The sequence below is a fragment of the Brevibacterium sp. HMSC063G07 genome (assembly GCF_001810665.1).
In the GTDB taxonomy this organism is placed as follows: Bacteria; Actinomycetota; Actinomycetes; order Actinomycetales; family Brevibacteriaceae; genus Brevibacterium.
On sequence record NZ_KV802363.1, the window covers coordinates 339,992 to 358,023 of the forward strand.

Here is an 18,032-nt window from a genome sequence, read left to right on the forward strand (position 1 = left end):
AGGATAAAGCACCGGCCGGACTCCAGCTCTGTTGCGGTGAGTACGTAGGGCACGAGCCCAGGCTTGGTGTTGGGGCGACGTATGGTCGGCAGGATCATGCAGCCTCAGATAGGTGTCTCCCAGAGCTACGCCATGGGACGTTTGGCAAAAAGCGCGCCTATATAGTCCCTTAGCGTTGGGTCGCAGACGTAGAGGTACGTTCCGTTGATACCTCGGGTCAGCAGAACGGTATAGATGTTCTGCACAAAGCTCAGAAAGTCGGCTTTCTCTCCGGTATCCTTTGCACGGGTAGGCATTTTCATGCCGCCTCGATCGAAATAGTGTGACTTGTCGAAGAAGACTTCCTTGGTACGAGAATCCATCCTGAGGTCTTGGCCGATGATCACACCGGTGTAGTTGAGGTCGTAACCCTGGGTAGTGTGGATCGACCCGACTTCGTCGATGGAGTTAGACGAGTTGATCCAGTCCTTATCCGTTTGGTTCCAATGGTAGGACCGTCCGCCGATTTCAATATCGAATTTTGACGGATCCCTCTTGCTTTGCCACGGTCAGGCGTAGCCCGCGACAAGACGAGCAAACCCGCCGGTGGCGTCACGTTTGCGAACCTGAGCTTCCATCTCCTCAATCGAATCGAAGAACCGAAAATCGTAGTCGCCAAAGTCGGGAATGTCCGTAGCCACTCCCGATAGCATCTCGCGAATGAATTTTTCGTAGTCAGAACCAGCCTTTACTCGCATCTGGGTTCGCAAAGGGTAGAAATTGTTGGATTTCTTTGCTGTAGCGACGATGTCTTCAATCAGCGGGTTGTCCAAATCTGACGGACGAATGCTCTGACCACTGTCGAGCATAAGGATGCGATGGTTGGACCGTTTCCGGATCCAGTCGAGCTGCGTGAATCTGACATCGTCACTACCAAAAAGATTCCTGTTGTTGTCAGCGAACCTGTTATTCAATGACCCGTTTGCCTGCGGTGCTCGAACCCCAAGGCGGTGAGCCTCGTCGACGATGAGCAGGTCATAAAATTCTTTACCGGCGCCAACTTTGAAAGGGCTGACGAGCATAGCCTTGTTTAAGCCTAAAGTGGCTTTAAATACTTTGCCCATGGTTTCACGTAGCGACTGTTGGGGTATGACGAATCCGAATGTAAACCCTTCTAGCAGGTCGGCGTTTTCTTCAGTGAAGAATTTGGAAAAGTCCCAACTTTCGTCATCTTTGAGTGGTCGGCGTCGTTCCGTGATATCGACTAGCAGCTTAAGAACATGCACGGCAACGATCGTCTTTCCGGTGCCTGGTCCTCCCGAGACTACTGACTCAGTCTGGGCATTAGACCTGATAGATGCCAAAATGCCTTCGACCATTTGTCCCACGGCGATGTGCTGGTCTTCTGTGAGTGCCTTGAAAGGTGACCATTTGAACAAGTCGCTGTTGCGAATAGAATCCCAGGTGTGGTTAAACATCCCCAGGTCTCGAAACTGCTCGAAAATCTTTCGAAACTCGTCGTTGTAGCGCTCTCGGTCATAGTAATCACCATTGATCAGGCCGCCTGTTGCGTTGATAACGTCGTATTTGTTATCGGCTGCGAACATTTGGATCAAGAGGGACTCTAGGTCTAATGATGCCGACTTATTGAACTGCGTGTTGTGGACTATATGGGCTCGAGCAAGCTTCGATTATCTTTATTCTTTGAATGCTCGCTTAGGCGGCGTAGCGCGCTTCCGGTTTCGCCGATGTAAATTTGGCGATCGTTGTCCAGGGTATATACAATGGGCCAGTTCGTCGCATGGTTTTTAAGAATTGCGGTCAGTATGCCCCATTCATTATGTGAATCTGGGTTTGACTCATAAGTGACAATTTCAGAGTTCATTGTACTTTTCATGTCTGCCGTAGAACTTGTCTCTGGGGTATTTCTCAACTGTCTCTTCGAGCTTGGTCAAGATCAGCTCTGAGGGGTCCTCATCGATCCTCATTGCCAAGAAATAGCAGTAGGTCAGTACGTCAGCTACCTCTTCCCGAAGCCGTTCGGCGTCAGGTGTTTTCCCCCATTGGAAGAGCTCGAGTAACTCGCCCGCTTCGATTGCAATGGATTGCGCCAGGTTTTCGGGCGTATGAAACTGTTCCCACCCGCGGTCTTTTGCGAGTTTCCGTAGCTCGTGAAATACTCTTTCGTCCATAGTCCGAGGCTACCTGATGGGGTAATCCGTGCGGATTGTTTGCGGTGTCTGCTGGTTTAGCTCGCTGCTGGGCTGTGGTGGGGATGTTTCTTCGTAGTGCGGGAGCTGGCTTAGTGAAGCTTCCTCGACCCCACGCAAACCCGCAGATAGCCCGCATACCCCACCTCCACCTCGTCATCCCACAGGACCGGCGCATCGGGTTGTCAGATTCAGTCCAGACTCCGGTAGTACGTTCTTCCAGGATCTTTTCGGCAGCGCACCACAACCCGCGCGTGGGCGCTGCCGCTGTAACGGGAAGGGAAGTTTTGACGTTCGTAGGGAGAGCCTGGCGCTACTGTGTTCGCAAGCCAGTAAGAACACTCATCATCTTTGCTGTCCGGGCCATCATGGCCTCCGTGGGCATAGCCGCCAGTGCTGTCACCCGCTCAGCCGACCACGTGTAAGGCGAAATCGAAGCAAAGACTGGCCGCGGGTTCGTCCTTGAGAAGAATCCCCAGCACAACTTCGGAAAACCACGAGGTGCCGGCACCGTCAAACCCGCTGAAATCGACAAAATCGCGGGTCTGGAGGGTGTCGAATCGCATGTGGCCCGCCAGAACGTCACCGCTGACCTCGTGTGCGCGAAAGTGCAGAAACTCGACCACGACGACTACGACAAGCAGCGTGAGGAACAATTCGGCAACGCCGTCAACGCGTGGGGCGTCAACAACAGCGAAATCGACAACAATTTCCGCAGCGGCACACTGAAACTCATCGAAGGCCGCCACCTGAAGCCGGAAGATGAGAACAAAGCCGTCATCCACGAAGACCTCGCCAAAGCTAACAACCTCACCGTGGGCAGCAAACTCACGCTGAAGGGCAACAAGTACGACGTCGACAACGAACGCCAATCCACAGAAGAGGTCACAACTGAAATCGTGGGCCTCGTATTCGGCGACAACCCCCGCCCGGCAGCAACACGCCATGAGCTTTTCGCCAACACCGTGTTCACCGACCTCGAGACCACACGCGCGCTGTACAAGTTCACGCCGGAAAACGAGATCTACCAGGACGCGAACTTCTTCATCAGCAAAGACGCCGACCTCGACCAGGTAACCGAAGCCGCAAAAGGTCAGGGCATCGACTGGCAGAACTACCAGATCTCGCCATCCGCCCAGTACCTTTCGGGCGTCATCGGAGCAGTCGACGGCATCAAGAGCATCATGCGCAACACCACCGTTGCCGCCACGATCGTTGCCGCCGCGGTCGTCGCGCTGGTCCTGTTCCTGTGGCTGCGCGACCGGAACAGGGAAACCGGCACACTGCTGTCCATCGGGGTGACAAAAACCAGCATCGCCGCACAGTACTTCACCGAAATGCTCATGATCGCGGTCCCGGCATTTGTCGCCGCGTACTTCGCCGCCGGCCGATTCGCCCAATGGATGGGTGAGACCACCCTGGCCAGCGTCAACAAGTCTGCGGCCCAGGACATGGCCCAAGCCGGACAGTTCGGTGCCGACATGGAATCTTCCGCATCCGCCCAAACACTCGACAGCCTGACAGTGGGACTGACATCTGGCTCGGTTCTTCAGGCCGCGATTATCTGTGTTGTGGTTATCGCCGTTGTCGTTGCGATTAGCGCTGTGCCGATGATGCGCAAGAGCCCCCGCGCAATCCTGGCGGACGCCACATGACCAGCCCCTGGGCGCGCGCAATCCGCTGCGTCACCCGCAAACCCGGCCGCACCCTGCTCATGACCCTCATCATGACCGTGGTCTTCACAGCACTCGTCGCCCAATCCGGCGTCCGCTCCACCATGACTGAGGTCAAAAACGCCATCAACACCAACGTCGGCGCCGGATTCACGGCAACTGGGGCTGGTTCGGCAGGCGAGACCGCTGACGAGGTGGAGGCCGGCTCAGATGAGGCACCTCGGGAGGTTCCGCGGGAATCGACCGGGAGGTGGCCGAGCGTTTGGCAGCCCTGCCCCCAGGTGGCGCGGCACAGTCTTGAGGCAGCCGCCTTGGCCAGGCCCAAAGGCGCACAGCCGGTGTTGGGTGCCAGCGGAGTTCAGCTGGACCCGCAGTTCGCCGGTGATGTCAGTGTGCCCGGCACCAGCGATTCCTCGCTCAACCCGGCATTCCAGGGCAAGCTGTGCAAGCTTGTCGAAGGAGAGCACGTGGGTGCGGGGGAGTCGCGGGCTGGCGCGGATAGTGGTTCGAAGGCTGGCGTTGGGAAGGCGAACATTCACCGCGAGTTCGCCGACCACAACAACCTCGGGGTGGGGGGGGGGCAAGCTGACTCTCACCCGCGATGGTGAGGAGGTCACGGTTGCTGGCATCCTCGAAGGCAAAACCGATAACCCCACGGGCCTGCCGTCCGGGGCATCCGAGAACCACGTGTTTGTTGACCTCGCATCGGCGCAGAAGCTCGGCGCGCCTCTGACCACGGGCCGCTATTTCACGCAGACCGCGCAGCAGCTGCCGGAAGCGCTCGAAGCTGCCAAGGGCATCGCACCGGAGCTGACCATGGAGGACAACTCGGCACAGTTCGCTCCTGTTCTCCAGGCGATTACTGGGGTGGACCGACTGCTGGGAATCCTGCTTCTGGGCCTGTGCGTGGCCGGCGCGTGCGTGCTCACGCTGGTGAGTACATTCTGGGCGCGCGGGCGGATTCACGAAATCGGCATCCTTTTGTCCCTGGGCAAAAGCAAAGGCAATGTGCTGTCGCAGTTCGCGATTGAAGCGGGCATTTTCGCCGGTGTCGCGGCAGTGATTGCTGCGGTGGTCGGGACGCTTCTTTCCTCCCGGTTGGGACAGGCGGTCTTCGCCCAGGTAGGTGGCGAGGCGCTGTCGTCGCTTCAGCCGAGCACCGGAGCCGGTGATGTTGTCCTGGCGTTGGCGCTGGGAGCCGTCATTGTGCTCATCGGAGTGTCCGTGGGAGTCCTGCCGCTTGCTATGCCGCGCCCCAAACAAATTCTTGCAAAACTCAGTTAGGAAACATCATGGCCATCATGCAGCTTGATCACGTCAATTTCAGCTAGGCCAACTCTGCCAAGCGGGTGCTGAGCAACGTCACCTATGACTTCGAAGAGGGCACGTTCTACGCGATCGTCGGTTCGTCCGGCGCTGGCAAAACTACCATGTTGAACCTGTTGGCCGGGCTTGATGCACCCAGTCAGGGGACTGTCCGGTTTGACGGTGACGACATCGCTGAAACCGGGTACACCCGCCACCGCAAAGACCAGATTGCGCTGGTGTTCCAGAATTACAACCTCATCGACTATCTGACACCTCTGGAGAACCTGCGCCTGGTCAATCCCAAGGCAAGCATTGACGACCTCACCCGCTTGGGCATCGATGCCGCTGCTGCGAAGCGCAACGTGCTGGCGCTGTCTGGTGGTCAGCAGCAGCGAGTGGTCATCGGCCGAGCCCTGGTTTCCTCTGCTCCTGTCATCCTGGCTGATGAACCCACTGGCAACCTCGATGAGGAAACTGCGGAAGGGGTTATTGAGATTCTGCGGGATGCAGCCCATGCGCAGGGCAAATGCGTCATCGTGGTCACCCATTCGAAGCAGCTTGCACGATCAGCCGACGTCACCCTGCGCCTAGAACAGCGCAAGCTCGTCGAACGCAAAAAGGCATAGACGGACGAGGTGGTGTTACGGCTGGGATTACTTCTTGCCGGGACTGCCTGGGGTAGGCCGGTTCGGTTTGCTGATGCGCGTATCGAATCGGGTGCTTGCCCACTTCCGCAGAGTTGAGTTGAGCAGATCGAAAAGGTCATTGGACACGAAACCGCGTTTGCCCTTGCCGATGCTGTGCCGGTCAAGAATGCCAGTGGCCACAAGATGCTCAAGAGCATTCTGTGCTGATGTGGAGCTTGTCCCGGTCAGCCGAGCAGCCACATCGACAGTCAGTGCCGGAAGCTTCGGCAGGACATCGAGGATTTTCCACACCGATGAATCGGTGCGCGGAATCCGCGTTCCGGTCCGCTCCGCATAGGCGGTGATGAGAGCGCGGCTATCGCGATCGAATTCATCAAGCTCATCCTTAAGGGCAAGTGCCAGATCGACAGCCTCATCCGCCGCGGAAATGAAATGCCGAAGCCAGGCATTGATGCCTTCGCTGATGCTCAGCTCACGGACCGGTTCATCGCTCGTGGCAAGTTCGGCGCCATGCGGGATGCCGCGGAAGGCCATGAGTCCCGTGACGTACTCATCTGAACGGGTCAGCAGCACCTGACTGATGGGCAGCACAAACCCGTCCGTCAGACCACCGCGGACAAACACCGTGTGAATGAGCGCTCGCCCAATGCGCCCATTGCCATCAGCAAAGGGGTGCAGCGTTTCGAACTGCGCATGCACAAGGCCCGCCTGAATCAGGCAGCCCGTCGCAGCTCCGCTCATGAACTCAACAAGATCCTCAACCGCGGGGACCAGCGCATGTTCTGTGGGAGGAATGAATTCCGCCTGGCCGGGGTGAATGTCACTTCCGCCAACCCAGTTCTGCCTGTCACGAATGCCCTGCGTGCTCAGGCTGGGCAGCAGTTCCAACTGCAGCTTCTCGATATCGGCCCACGTGATGCGCTCAGCCGTACCCAAACGTTCAACAGCGCTGGTCACAGCGGCAATATTGTCGGCAACCTCGGCTGCGGTCGATGCATGCCGGGAATCTGCTGTGGTGTTCGCAGCTGTGCCCTTCGCAGTGCGCTCGAGCCGTTTGAGCTCCTCAAACACAATGTTCCGCGCATTAGACCGCAGCCCCTCGATATGGGAACTGGAGATCGCTTCGCTGCGCAGCAGATACCGCGACACCGCTTCGAGCTTGCCCGCGGCCTCGTGAAACTTCAGGCTACGGATCCGCCGCTCAACCCGACCGGCTTCCGCTGCCACCGAAGGGTCAATGTGCCACTCAGGTTCAGTGAGCGAAAACGGCTGATACGCCCAATAGGTTCCCTGCCATCGTTCACGAGGACGCCGCGCACTGTCAGGAGGAGTCCACTCCCGAGCCGTCCACGACACAAGCACTAGTCTTTCCTTCAGCGCTGTCATGTCTAAGGATAATGCGTATCCTTGGACAAACCGGCAATTTACCCAAGGATAAGCATTATCCTTGGGCCGTTTTCGTTTTTGGCTAAGGCTACGGGCGATCCTTGACTGCGCTTAGCCCCAGTGCACATCCCAACCGGCCGCCCGGCGCTCATCTGGGCATCCACCTCGGCGACCGGCACCTCAGCGACCCGCGCTCGCACCAGTCTGAAAACCGAACTTTTTGGCTACTATGAGGGCGTTGCCGCCCGGCAACAGCAACTCAAGGAGCACCATGATTCGTCGCCGGTCCCTACGCGCCACCGTGGCTGTCGTCTTTGCAAGTTCGCTCGTCCTCGCCGCGTGTGGAGGGTCTGTCGGCCTCGGCGGCTCCGATGACTCCAGCAGCTCTGCCGGCCAGGAAAAAGAGGAGCCCAAACTCGAATGGGGACCGTGGCAGCAGTTCGATGAGGGCGGGGCAACAGTATTCGCTTCCAGTGACGACATCGCAGTGTTCTACGGCGGCACATTCCAAGAGATGCGCGCCTATAACAGCGAAGGCAAAAAGCTGTGGTCCAAACCTGTCCTCGTCCCACCGGCCGACGCTGGCGTTCCCGGTCCCGAGTCCTACATCAAGGGCGACACCCTCGTCTACCAAGACCCTGAAACAGGGAAAATCCACGGTCTCAACACGGCAGACGGTGAAGAACTGTGGACCTTCGACCCGAGTTCGCTGGGCAAATGCTCCGCCAAGGCGTACTGGCTTCTTGACGACAAACCCGTCACCGATTCCGACACGATCGTGCTTGCGCTCGACGGCCTCAGCCAGGATGCACAGGAGATAGCCGGCTGCTCAGGTGAGTCACCGGCAGTCGTGGGCTTGCAGCTGCCAGAAGGCACCTCGGGAGCTCAAGAGATCAAACCTCAGTGGCAGTCGCCCGCCCTGCCCAAGGGCAGCCAGGTCAGTATGCCGACCGTCGACCCCACCAGCGAATACCTGACACATGTGGGCTCGACCCCTGACAAGCGGGTTCTGCAGCGGACCTCCCTGAAAGACGGCAAAGCCCAGGTTGCGGTTGTGACCAGGCTCGATGGGGACGTCAACCCTGATGCCATCGGCAATATCTACCAGCTGTCCGCCGTTGACGCCGACAACTACGGTATTGAGCGGTTGGACGAAGAATATTCGGCGACCTACGACATCTACACCGTCAAAGAATGGTCGGACGTCGACGCCGCTAACGACCCCGCCGGCACAATCAACGCTGACGCCGACGGTGCCGACTGCATTGCCGGCGGTATGCACGAACTCGGCGGCAAGAAGTACTGCTACAAAGCAACAGAAGAAGGCGCGGTCTTCGCAGAAGTCGGCGACAACCTCACCGGAGGGGAACTCGAAGGCGTGCAGCGCAAACCCGTGAGCGACGAGTTCTCGCAGGGCGCGATCGGCACCGGCCTGCCGCACGAATCACCGGCCGGAATCACCAAGGACGGGAAGCTGTACGGGCTCGTGCCGAGCCCCGCCAACACACTCGATGCGGTTTCCATGACCGACGGTGAGGTCCTCTGGTCAGCCCCCGCCGAGGCGGATGCAGGCTCCGCTGCCCGTGATGCCGGGTATGTGGCCTGTGCGGACGCCGTGGTGTTCGGTCAGGGTGATGCAGCTGTGGCCGTCGATGCCAGCACCGGTGAAGAACTGTGGCGCGAAGGCGTTGGTGCGGGTGAAGGTTCGGCTGGCGAGCTGCGTCTGGGCTGGCTGTCGATGACCGATTCTGCTGTCGCGTTGAAGATCGATGGCGGCGATAAGCCCAACGGCCAAACCAAGTTCCGAGTGCTGAGGTCCCAGTCGGGCTGAAGTTCGGCAGCGGCTAGCGCGAAGCTGAACTGCGGAACCTCACCGACGGCTCTGAAGTTCCGCGCGAATGTCCTTGAGGATCTGGCACAGACGCTGCAGCAGCTGCGCAACAACACCGAGTCCGCCGACCATGACTGCAGAGCCCCAGAGCGGAGCGGCGCGCAGCGGGTCACTTGCGTCAGTGCCGACAACAAGCGCAACGACCATCATGAGCGCGGCCAGAATGTACAGGATGAACGCGAACATCGGTCGCCTGTTGTCGTGATCGTAGGCGACCAGACGCGGTGCAGCCTCCATGTTGTCGGGAATGTTGACGGCACCGTTGTTGCCGTGCGAGGAATTCGAAGCCGATTCAGACAAAGCGGACCAATCTTTCTGTTCTGCCAAGGCACCGGGACGAAAGCCGAGGTGCCAGCCAGGGGAGTGCAGTACCCCGAGTATGTGGGCGGGCGCTGCGTTGTTCGAGTGGGCTCATTGTACTCGACGGCGCGCCGTCAAGGGCTTCGTTGGGTCCGGTCGGGGGCTTCCCTGCCCCAAGCCCAGGCGCGGTCTCCGACATGAGTTGCAATGCTGGTGGCAGGTCTAGATCTCTGTAGATGTGGAGTGACCGTCGTTCGATTTAGATTTTTCGGTGAGCACTATGTGAACAATAGAAAACACCATAAGCAGTATCGAGCAGATTATCATTATCACGACTGCGCTTATTAAGGCGGAAGTAAAAAAGTTTCCTGCCTCATTTTTTGCTTGGCTAGCTGTCACGAACATTAGAGATGGGTAGGCGCAAGCAAATCCGAGCAGCTGAAGCGTTCTGGCGGCTGTATCAATACAGCTTCTAGTCTTTCCTTTGAAGGTAGGCGATGAAGAGCTAAATATAAGCCCAATCCCACCCAGGAGGGCGCCAGCGGCAGTGAAGATCGCTATGGATTTCAGTATTTCTTCAACAGGTTCGTGACTACTGATCGTTACGATGCACCAGAGCATTGCCGTAATTGTTAGAAGGGCGGGTGCGAAGGTGAGCGCGAAGGCTAGTAGGATTTTTTTAGTCCGTGGATCCTTTTTCGCGGGGGAAGATTCAGGGGGAGGTTTAGCGTTTGATCCACGTTCAGACTGAGGGGCATATGTAGCTCTCGGAGTGGCGGCTGAATACGGCTTGGAGATCGACTGATCGGAAAGCTTGGTTGCGATCAAAATATAAGTGGGGCTGCTTCTCTCTGTGTGTGATTGGCGGAGACTCCTGGGGCGTCTAATCATGGTTCTTCCTTCGTGTTGTTCAAGTGGCCGTTAATTTCGTTATTCGAGCCCTCTAAAAATAGGATTCTATTAGCTTCCAGGGTTATGTCAAGACCTCTAATTGGGTATCCGCTGAAATGTTTCTGATCCGGTGGCATTAAGGTCCGACTCGGATTCTGTCGGTCACGACTGCTTTGGTTTCCGGGTTGAAACGGTCGTGATCGCATGTGACGGTTTACTTCCCTATCCCGGCTGATTGGGGGGGGGGAGCGTTCGATTGATTAGCTGGGCGTGTGTGGTCAAGACGCGGGCGACCGGTTGTTCGTGTCACCGCAGGCGGCTTAATGCCAGGTGCTTGTGACTAACTGAAGAATTTCTTCGAAGCTTGCGCATCTTGTTTCCGGTTGCAGTTTCTCCGTCTGGTCGCAAACTTTAATAGTACGACTGCGCCCTTAACCGGCCGAGCTAACAGCTCCGGGGTTAGGCTGGCCAATGCATGTCAGCGCACATCATGTAGCGTGACTGCGGCCACATCACTATGCGCAAAGCGAATAGTCAGTCCAGCCTGGTAGATGCATGGACTTACAGAAAGAGGCTCAAAGATGAGCGACAAGCTCAATTCCTCCGGCGGAGTGCCGCCCGCAGAAGGCTCCCAGTCCGGCGGCCCGGCCGGCGCCTCGGCAGTTGACCGCACCGGCACCTCGGCAGCCAACCACGCCGGCACCTCGGCAGGTGCGAAAACCCCGGAAAGCCCGGCCAAAGTTGCCTTTGCCAGCTTTGTCGGCACCGCGATCGAGTGGTACGACTACTTCCTTTTCGGCACCGCGGCCGTGCTGGTGCTCAACGACCAGTTCTTCCCCAGCCTCAGCCCGGTAGCCAGCCAGCTGAGCGCGCTGGCGACTTTCGCAGTGGCGTTTATCGCCCGGCCCGTGGGTGGTCTGGTGTTCGGGCACTTCGGCGACAGGATCGGGCGCAAACAGATGCTCGTGCTGTCGCTGCTGATGATGGGTGGAGCGACGGTCGCGATCGGCCTGCTGCCCGGCTACACCACGATCGGCATTGCCGCACCCATCCTGCTGGTGGTCCTCCGGCTGATTCAGGGCTTCGGTGTTGGCGGTGAATGGGGCGGTGCCGTTCTGATGGCCGTCGAACACGCGCCTAGGCACAAGCGGGCGTTCTACGGTTCGTGGCCGCAGGCCGGTGTGCCCGCCGGTTCGCTGCTGAGCTCCGGTGCGTTCTTTCTGGTGCAGATGATGCCCGACGAGCAGTTCCTCACCTGGGGTTGGCGCATCCCGTTCCTCGTGTCCGCACTGCTGGTGCTGGTCGGCTTCGTCATTCGTCTGAAGCTCGAAGACTCCCCGGACATGCAGAAAATGCACGAAGACGAATCGCACGCCGTCGTCCCCGCCCTGGAGATGTTCCGCGACCACAAACACTCACTGCTCGTCGGCATTTTCACGCTGGTCGGTTCGAACACCCTGTTCTACCTGGTCACCGTGTACCTGCTGGCTCTTGCGCCGGCGGAAACCGATTTGAGCCGCGGCACCGTGCTGCTGGCCATTGCATTCGGTTCGCTGCTTGACATCATCGCCATCCCGCTTGTGGCCATTTTTGCTGATCAGCACGGTAAGAAGAAGATGATGATCGTCGGTTCTCTCGTCACCGCGGCCGTTTCGGTGCCGATCTTCGCGCTCATGATGAGCGGTCAAACCTGGGCCGCCTACGCCGCGATGGTGCTGGCGTTCCCCATTGGGCACTCGTTCGTGTACGCGACATCGTCGGGCTTCATCGCCGAGCTGTTCGAACCCCGCGTCCGCTACACCGGCGCATCGATCAGCTACCAGCTGTGCGGACTGATTTCATCGGCTCCAGCACCGCTGATTTCAACTAGCCTGTTTGCCGCCACCGGCAGCTGGGTGCCCGTGGCCCTCTACATGGCAGCAACACAGCTGCTGGCTGCGGTCTTTGTTGCGACGGCCAAACCCAAAGACGAGGTGAAAGCGTAGGGGCCCGAGCACGACCGAATACAAGCCAGAGCCCACCTCCCGCTGTTTTCGGGAGGTGGGCTCTAGTCTGCGAAAGCTGTTCGTCTCGCTTAATCGACCGCTTTAACGCGATAGATCAGAAAAGAACTCGCGAAGACCGTACCGCCACGGCGGCAGATCTTCAGACTGTCCTACCTCGTTGACGAGCTTTCCAATGGCGCTGCTCGAGATCTCTACTTGATCGCCGATCTTGTGGGTGAATCCGTTTCCGGGTTCGTCCCTGTCCTCGGTCGGAGCAAACAGCGTGCCGGTCATCAAGAGGAAACCGTCAGGGTACTGGTGGTGGTCCCCAAGTGCTGCTGAGACCAATTCCTCAAAGGTTCGGCTGAGCTGATCGACCGAGTTCAAACCGTCGAGAACATAGCCGTCCGTGCCTGTCACTTTTAGGTGAATCTGCAAGGAACGCGCATCGTCGATGGTGAAACTGTCGTCGAAGACGCGAATGAGAGGACCCACGGCACACGACCTGTTGTTGTCCTTCGCCATGCCCAGCAAAAGCGCTGAGCGACCTTCAACGTCACGGAGGTTCACATCGTTGGCAAGCGTTGCGCCGCGAATTGTACCGCTGGCGGTGACGAGCAATGCCAGCTCCGGCTCCGGGTTGTTCCATTCGGAAAACCTGGGAATCCCAATATGGTCACCGGTGCCGACCGAAGACAGCACGGGAGCCTTGGTGAAGACCTCAGGGTCCGGCCCAAGCCCCACCTCGAGGTACTGCGACCACCAGCCCTTTTCTTTCAAGGCGGCTTTGACCCGCGCAGATTCCTCGCTGCCCGGCTTCACATTGCCGATGTCAGCGCCAATCGAAGCTGCTACCTCCGCTCGGATGGTTTCCGCGCGTGCAACATCGCCGCCAGCGCGCTCTTCGATCACCCGCTCGATCATGGAACCGGCAAAGGTGACCCCGCACGCCTTCACAACCTGCAGGTCAATCGGAGCAAGAAGGGTCGTCTGCGACGGACGGACCTCAGACATCCCGTAGGCGCTAACCACGTCCGACGCGGTCCAGGTGGGTTCGCCCTGCTGCACGACAGAACCGATGATCTCGGCAAGGTCGTCCAGTTCGAGCAGGCTCGACACGGTCGAGGCGTAGCTCGAGAGATCGAAGAAACCGCTGTTGGCGTACGCGACCGGGACGGGTTTCTCGCGTGCCGGATCGTAGATTCGGCCGACAAAAGTGCCCTGCTCCTGAGGCAGCAGGTCAACAATGCTCTTAGTCAATGGTCCACTCACCGTCTACGCGACGATAGACTTTGGCCGGGTTGCCGTCCTGGAGTTCAACAGGCAAGTCGGCCTGCTCAAAGTCCTGGAATGCGACGGGACGCAGGAACCTGCCGACAGCAGCTGTGCCGACCGACGTGGACTGGATCGTAGAAGACGGGTAGGGGCCGCCATGATTCTGCGCGTAAGAAACGGTGACGCCCGTGGGCCAGCCATTGCGCAGGAGACGTCCGCACTTCTCAGTCAGAATGCTGATGACCTCTGCAGGGTTTTCGCCGTCGACCGTCTGCAGCGTTCCAGTGAGCTGACCTTCGAGAAGCTCCAGCACCTGAAGAAGCTCAGCCTGTGAAGCGTAGTAGATGATGACTGCTGCCGGGCCGAACATTTCAGTTTCCAGAACCTGACGAGCCGCTTCAACATCGGCGGCCTTGATCTGCAGCAGACCGGGGCTTGGCGGGTTCTGGGTGCCGGCGCCGACAACTGTTTCCACATTGTCGACGCTCTTAACGGATTCAAAGGCAGAAAGGAAGGAATCCCGAATGCCCTCGGTGAGCATGCCCGGGCCAAGAGCCTGCTGTGCAAGGAGGTCAGGGAGCTCCGCATTAACAGTTTCCTCAGCTGCCAGAGGGGCGAATACCAGGCCTGGCTTCGTGCAGAACTGACCGACGCCCATCGTCACGGATCCGGCGAAGCCGGCCAGAATGTCGCTGCCGCGTTCATCCCAGGCGCGTTCGGTGATTACAACGGGGTTGAGCGAACCAAGCTCGCCGTAGAACGGGATGGGGTTCGGGCGCGATGCGGCGACGTCATAGAGCGCACGTCCACCGCCGACAGAACCGGTGAACCCAACGGCCTTCACCAGTGGGTGTTTGACCAGTTCCGTGCCTTCTTCACGGCCCTCGATCGTTTCAAACAGCCCGTCGGGAGCGCCGGCCGCGCTCAGCGCACTCTTAACGATTTCGGCAGTCTTCCAGCCGAGCTCACGATGAGCGCTGTGGATCTTGTGTACGACTGCGTTGCCGCCAGCCAGTGCGGCAGCAGAGTCGCCGCCGATCACTGAGAACGCAAACGGGAAGTTACTAGCTCCGAAGACGCCGATAACACCCATCGGAACGTTGATCCGACGAAGGTCAGGGCGAGGGCCCATGCCCCATTCGGGATCGGCGTGGTCAATTGTTGCATCCAAGAACTCGCCGCGCTCAGCTTCTGTCGCGAGAAGGTTCAACTGGAAAATCGTACGTGTCAGTTCGCCCTTCAGGCGGGCTTCAGGAAGGTGGGACTCGCTCATGGCAAGAGGCACGAGTTCGTCGCGGTGTTCTGCTAGGGCAGCACCGACAGCTTTCAGCCAGGCGGCTCGTGTCTGCCGGTCCGCCTGCTTAGCTGCGTGGAATGCACTGTTTGCCTTGACTACGGCAGCATCAACCGAGTTGAGGCTTTTCATGAGTTAACCCTTTCTTTGGTGTGTGAGATTGAAGAACGGGATCAGCAGGGACTCTGTCCCTCAACTGTGGCTGCCAGCCCGCCCGCTTCCAGCTGGCGGGCTGGCGAAAATCACGCAAGGCCCAAGACCCCCGGCAGCCACAGGCTGAGGGCGGGTATTACCGCGATCAGGATAAGGGTCGCGAGCATCGGGAAGAAGAACGGCAGCGATCCGCGGATGACGGTCGTCACCGGATGCTTCGTCACCGATGACAGCACGAACAGCACCAGCCCGACCGGCGGTGTCAGCAAACCGATCATCAGGTTGAAGATCATCATCGTTCCGAAGTGGATGGGCGAAAGGCCAAAGGCTTCGGCCACCGGGACGAGAACGGGCGTAAGGATAAGGATCGCCGACGTCGGTTCAAGCACCGCGCCCACAATGAGCAGAAGGATGTTGATCAGGATGAGGAACACGATGGGACGGTCTGTGATCTGCAGCAGCAGCTGCGCTGCAAGCTGAGGTGCCTGTTCGCGTGCCAGAACCCATCCGAATAGGGAGGCTGCGGCCACGATAATCAGGATTCCGCCGGTGGTTTCGACTGATGTTGTCAGTGCATACCGCAGCTTTCGCCATCCGAGGTTGCCGTAGCAGATGGCAAGGATCGCGATGTAGAGGACGCCGACAGCGGAAGCTTCGGTAGGCGTGAAGACACCGGAAAGGATTCCACCGAGGATCACAACTGCCGCACCGGCTGCCGGGAGTGCCTTCAGGACCAAGCGACCTCGTTCAGACCACGAAGCTTTCTCCAGGCGCAGGTCTTCGCGTTTGCGCGTCAACCACCAGACCATCGCGGAGAGCGCGAGCACTAGAACAATTGCGGGCACGATGCCGGCGATGAACAGTGCTCCGACGGAAACGCCGGCGGTCACCGCATAGATGATGGCGGGGATGGACGGGGGCATCATGGGTGCGATCAGGGAAGACGCACCCGTGAGGCCGAGAGAGAACCCAACAGGGTAGCCACGGCGGATCATGCTCGGCACTTGGATGCGGCCCATGGCCGCAGCGTCAGAGATGGCCGCGCCGGAAATCCACGAAAACCCGAAGCTGGTCAGGATGTTGACGTAGCCCAGCGAACCGCGAACGTGGCCAAGAAGGGACACCGCCGCGTCGTACAGCTTGTCAGTTGCACCGGATACGTTTGCCAGGTTCCCCAGCAGAACGAACATGGGAACAGCGAGAATGGCGAAATCGAATACACCCGAAACGCTTTGCTGGGCTGCCAGTGCGAGGTTCGCTGTCGGGTCAACGAACAGAATGTAGAAGAGAGACGGCACAAACAGAGCCACTGCCACTGGAACCCGCAGGGCCAGGAGAATCAGCAGGGCTAAGAACATAATCAGGAGTGTCATCAGATTCCCTCCAGTTTTCCTGCCGGGCTGTCGCTGTCCAGGCTTTCGTCTTTATAGAACAGGGTTAGATAGAGGCCAATGGCGGTGTGAACGAGCATGATGGCGAATCCGACCACCGCTGCGCTGTAAAGAAGGTAAGTGGGCAGGCCAGTGGCCGGCAGAGTCACCGGCATGACGATTTTCACCAACAGGATTCCTGCGATGAGCATGATGATCGATGAAGCGATGCTCATGATGTCTGCAAATACGCCGATCGCTTCGCTCAGCTTCTTCGGCAGGACGGTGGTGATGATGTCGACGGAAATGTGTGCGCGTCGACTTGAAACGTAGCCAGCTGCAGTAAAGGTCAACCACACCAGCAGCAATCGTGCTGATTCTTCTGTCCACGACAGCGGCGACTTCAAGACGTAGCGGGTGATGACCTGCAGCATGACAGTGACAAAAACCCCTGTGATGAGCACCCACGATGTTGCGCGGTAGGTTTTGATCAGCCACCGGTAGGACTTGCTGCGCTTTTCGATGTAGTCCTCTTCGAGCGAAAGATCGTCACCAACAGCCAACGGTTCGTTTGACGTGCTGGGTGGCTTTAGTTCCGTCATGGCGTTTCCTCCGCTCCTGCTGGCTTGGGTGCGTTTCCAGAGGCCAGTTCTTTCTGAATGGCTTCATACTCTTCGGCCCAAGCGACTTTGGGCAGCAGGTCTTTCTTGATTCGTCCGCGGAACTCCTCAACGTCGACGTCCTCAACGACGTCCATGGTCTTGTCCTTTTTCCAGGTGCTGAGGAGGTTTTCTTCGGATTCAGTGACGCACTTGAAGTTGGCGAGGCGTGCTTTGTCTGCCGCTTGGCGAACAGCATCTGCTTCCTCAGGCTCTAGACCTTCGAAGAAGCTTTCGTTTGCGACCAGCTGAATACCCTGCACGATGTGCTTGGTCATGCTGACGGTGCTCTGCACCTCCTGGAACTTATTGGAGTCGATGGTGGGAAGCGGGTTTTCCTGTGCATCGATGGTGTTCTGCTGGAGTGCCAGGTAGACCTCGGTCAGGGCCATTGGTGTAGCGGTGCCGCCGAAGGTGTTGATCATCTGGAGGTACAGCCGCGCATCCGGTGTGCGGATCTTCAGACCCTTGAAATCGTCAGGGGTGCGCACTGGCTTGTTGGCGGTGACGTTGCGCGCTCCGTAGTACCAGGAGCTGAACACTCGAAGATCGGTTTCTTCAGCCATGTCGTCATAGAGGTCTGAAAGAACCTGCCCACGAGTGGCGCTGTCGTATTCGTTGGCGTCTTCGAACAGGAACGGGCCATCAACCACTTCGGCCTTTGGGTACCAAACGCCGAAGAATGCCCCGGAAGAAATCCCAATGTCCAAAGCGCCGGTTGCGACCTGCTCGACAAGCTCTGCTTCGGTACCCAGCTGCGAAGCTGGATAGACCTTCAGATCGATGCCGTGTTTGGACAGTTCCGTTTTCATTGTGGCAGTGCCGCACGAGTTTGCCGGGTGCGCGCTTTCGTACACGTTTGCCAGCCGGATGACTTTTGCGCCTTCTTCAGGTGCTTCGTCAGCTAGGTCTGAAATGTCCACAGGTTCGAACAGTGAGCAGCCGGTCAGCGCAAGCGCCGCAAGACCGGCTGCAAGAGGTTTAAGCAGTCTGCACTTCATCGTGCGTACC

At 58.4% G+C, this 18,032-nt stretch carries 16 protein-coding genes and 1 pseudogene; 6 read left to right on the top strand and 11 right to left on the bottom strand.

Going from position 1 to position 18,032, the window contains the following annotated elements; translation table 11 throughout:
• Positions 1-125 precede the first annotated feature (125 nt).
• From HMPREF2757_RS10075 to HMPREF2757_RS12155, 3 genes and pseudogenes are all read right to left on the bottom strand, one after another.
• Positions 126-1,586: pseudogene (locus HMPREF2757_RS10075) on the bottom strand (DNA/RNA helicase domain-containing protein).
• 267 nt (positions 1,587-1,853) lie between these two features.
• A complete protein-coding gene (locus HMPREF2757_RS10080) occupies positions 1,854-2,171 on the bottom strand; it encodes a nucleotide pyrophosphohydrolase (RefSeq protein ID WP_070576188.1) in 318 nt (105 codons plus the stop codon).
• A 425-nt stretch (positions 2,172-2,596) separates the two neighbouring features.
• Positions 2,597-2,755: a hypothetical protein gene (locus HMPREF2757_RS12155; RefSeq protein ID WP_256278308.1), complete on the bottom strand. Its 159-nt coding sequence runs from the start codon at positions 2,753-2,755 to the stop codon at positions 2,597-2,599.
• On the opposite strand from HMPREF2757_RS12155, the gene HMPREF2757_RS10085 reads away from it, so the two are divergent.
• From HMPREF2757_RS10085 to HMPREF2757_RS10095, 4 genes are all read left to right on the top strand, one after another.
• Complete coding sequence (locus tag HMPREF2757_RS10085; RefSeq protein WP_256278309.1) at positions 2,756-3,844, top strand: FtsX-like permease family protein; 1,089 nt, start codon at positions 2,756-2,758, stop codon at positions 3,842-3,844. It abuts the gene before it with no gap.
• The gene (locus HMPREF2757_RS12160; protein ID WP_256278310.1) at positions 3,841-4,470 is read left to right on the top strand and encodes a hypothetical protein; all 630 of its coding nucleotides are present in this window, start codon (positions 3,841-3,843) and stop codon (positions 4,468-4,470) included. The genes HMPREF2757_RS10085 and HMPREF2757_RS12160 overlap by 4 nt, the downstream gene beginning before the upstream one ends.
• A gap of 79 nt (positions 4,471-4,549) precedes the next feature.
• On the top strand, positions 4,550-5,146 hold the full coding sequence (locus HMPREF2757_RS12165) for an FtsX-like permease family protein (protein WP_256278311.1): 597 nt from the start codon (positions 4,550-4,552) through the stop codon (positions 5,144-5,146).
• A 65-nt stretch (positions 5,147-5,211) separates the two neighbouring features.
• On the top strand, positions 5,212-5,796 hold the full coding sequence (locus HMPREF2757_RS10095; protein ID WP_256278312.1) for an ATP-binding cassette domain-containing protein: 585 nt from the start codon (positions 5,212-5,214) through the stop codon (positions 5,794-5,796).
• Between the two features lie 27 nt (positions 5,797-5,823).
• Here the strand turns inward: HMPREF2757_RS10095 and HMPREF2757_RS10100 are convergent, their stop codons facing one another.
• Positions 5,824-7,203 carry a Fic family protein gene (locus HMPREF2757_RS10100; protein WP_083304238.1) on the bottom strand — a complete coding sequence of 460 codons (1,380 nt, stop codon included), beginning with the start codon at positions 7,201-7,203 and terminating at the stop codon, positions 5,824-5,826.
• Between the two features lie 271 nt (positions 7,204-7,474).
• On the opposite strand from HMPREF2757_RS10100, the gene HMPREF2757_RS10105 reads away from it, so the two are divergent.
• Complete coding sequence (locus tag HMPREF2757_RS10105; protein WP_070576192.1) at positions 7,475-9,034, top strand: outer membrane protein assembly factor BamB family protein; 1,560 nt, start codon at positions 7,475-7,477, stop codon at positions 9,032-9,034.
• Between the two features lie 39 nt (positions 9,035-9,073).
• Here the strand turns inward: HMPREF2757_RS10105 and HMPREF2757_RS10110 are convergent, their stop codons facing one another.
• Complete coding sequence (locus HMPREF2757_RS10110; RefSeq protein WP_070576195.1) at positions 9,074-9,394, bottom strand: hypothetical protein; 321 nt, start codon at positions 9,392-9,394, stop codon at positions 9,074-9,076.
• 222 nt (positions 9,395-9,616) lie between these two features.
• Positions 9,617-10,222 (bottom strand): hypothetical protein, encoded by a 606-nt coding sequence (locus tag HMPREF2757_RS11760; protein WP_141750251.1) that lies wholly within the window; start codon positions 10,220-10,222, stop codon positions 9,617-9,619.
• A gap of 644 nt (positions 10,223-10,866) precedes the next feature.
• Here HMPREF2757_RS11760 and HMPREF2757_RS10115 point away from each other — a divergent pair.
• The gene (locus HMPREF2757_RS10115; RefSeq protein ID WP_083304240.1) at positions 10,867-12,270 is read left to right on the top strand and encodes an MFS transporter; all 1,404 of its coding nucleotides are present in this window, start codon (positions 10,867-10,869) and stop codon (positions 12,268-12,270) included.
• 102 nt (positions 12,271-12,372) lie between these two features.
• Here the strand turns inward: HMPREF2757_RS10115 and HMPREF2757_RS10120 are convergent, their stop codons facing one another.
• From HMPREF2757_RS10120 to HMPREF2757_RS10140, 5 genes are all read right to left on the bottom strand, one after another.
• Entirely contained in the window at positions 12,373-13,530 is a 1,158-nt protein-coding gene (locus tag HMPREF2757_RS10120) for a fumarylacetoacetate hydrolase family protein (RefSeq protein WP_070576198.1), read from the bottom strand.
• Complete coding sequence (locus HMPREF2757_RS10125; RefSeq protein WP_070576201.1) at positions 13,523-14,971, bottom strand: aldehyde dehydrogenase (NADP(+)); 1,449 nt, start codon at positions 14,969-14,971, stop codon at positions 13,523-13,525. Before HMPREF2757_RS10125 ends, HMPREF2757_RS10120 begins: the two co-directional genes overlap by 8 nt.
• Before the next feature lie 110 nt (positions 14,972-15,081).
• Complete coding sequence (locus HMPREF2757_RS10130) at positions 15,082-16,365, bottom strand: TRAP transporter large permease (protein ID WP_070576204.1); 1,284 nt, start codon at positions 16,363-16,365, stop codon at positions 15,082-15,084.
• The gene (locus HMPREF2757_RS10135) at positions 16,365-16,964 is read right to left on the bottom strand and encodes a TRAP transporter small permease (RefSeq protein ID WP_070576207.1); all 600 of its coding nucleotides are present in this window, start codon (positions 16,962-16,964) and stop codon (positions 16,365-16,367) included. Before HMPREF2757_RS10135 ends, HMPREF2757_RS10130 begins: the two co-directional genes overlap by 1 nt.
• Positions 16,961-18,022 carry a DctP family TRAP transporter solute-binding subunit gene (locus HMPREF2757_RS10140; protein WP_070576210.1) on the bottom strand — a complete coding sequence of 354 codons (1,062 nt, stop codon included), beginning with the start codon at positions 18,020-18,022 and terminating at the stop codon, positions 16,961-16,963. Before HMPREF2757_RS10140 ends, HMPREF2757_RS10135 begins: the two co-directional genes overlap by 4 nt.
• Positions 18,023-18,032 lie beyond the last annotated feature (10 nt).

Coding starts and splice junctions, on each gene's coding strand:
- HMPREF2757_RS10080 (WP_070576188.1), bottom strand. CDS start 2,171: ATGGACGAAAGAGTATTTCACGAGCTACGGAAACTCGCAAAAGACCGC.
- HMPREF2757_RS12155 (WP_256278308.1), bottom strand. CDS start 2,755: ATGCGATTCGACACCCTCCAGACCCGCGATTTTGTCGATTTCAGCGGG.
- HMPREF2757_RS12160 (WP_256278310.1), top strand. CDS start 3,841: ATGACCAGCCCCTGGGCGCGCGCAATCCGCTGCGTCACCCGCAAACCC.
- HMPREF2757_RS10100 (WP_083304238.1), bottom strand. CDS start 7,203: ATGACAGCGCTGAAGGAAAGACTAGTGCTTGTGTCGTGGACGGCTCGG.
- HMPREF2757_RS10105 (WP_070576192.1), top strand. CDS start 7,475: ATGATTCGTCGCCGGTCCCTACGCGCCACCGTGGCTGTCGTCTTTGCA.
- HMPREF2757_RS10115 (WP_083304240.1), top strand. CDS start 10,867: ATGAGCGACAAGCTCAATTCCTCCGGCGGAGTGCCGCCCGCAGAAGGC.
- HMPREF2757_RS10125 (WP_070576201.1), bottom strand. CDS start 14,971: ATGAAAAGCCTCAACTCGGTTGATGCTGCCGTAGTCAAGGCAAACAGT.
- HMPREF2757_RS10130 (WP_070576204.1), bottom strand. CDS start 16,365: ATGACACTCCTGATTATGTTCTTAGCCCTGCTGATTCTCCTGGCCCTG.
- HMPREF2757_RS10135 (WP_070576207.1), bottom strand. CDS start 16,964: ATGACGGAACTAAAGCCACCCAGCACGTCAAACGAACCGTTGGCTGTT.
- HMPREF2757_RS10140 (WP_070576210.1), bottom strand. CDS start 18,022: ATGAAGTGCAGACTGCTTAAACCTCTTGCAGCCGGTCTTGCGGCGCTT.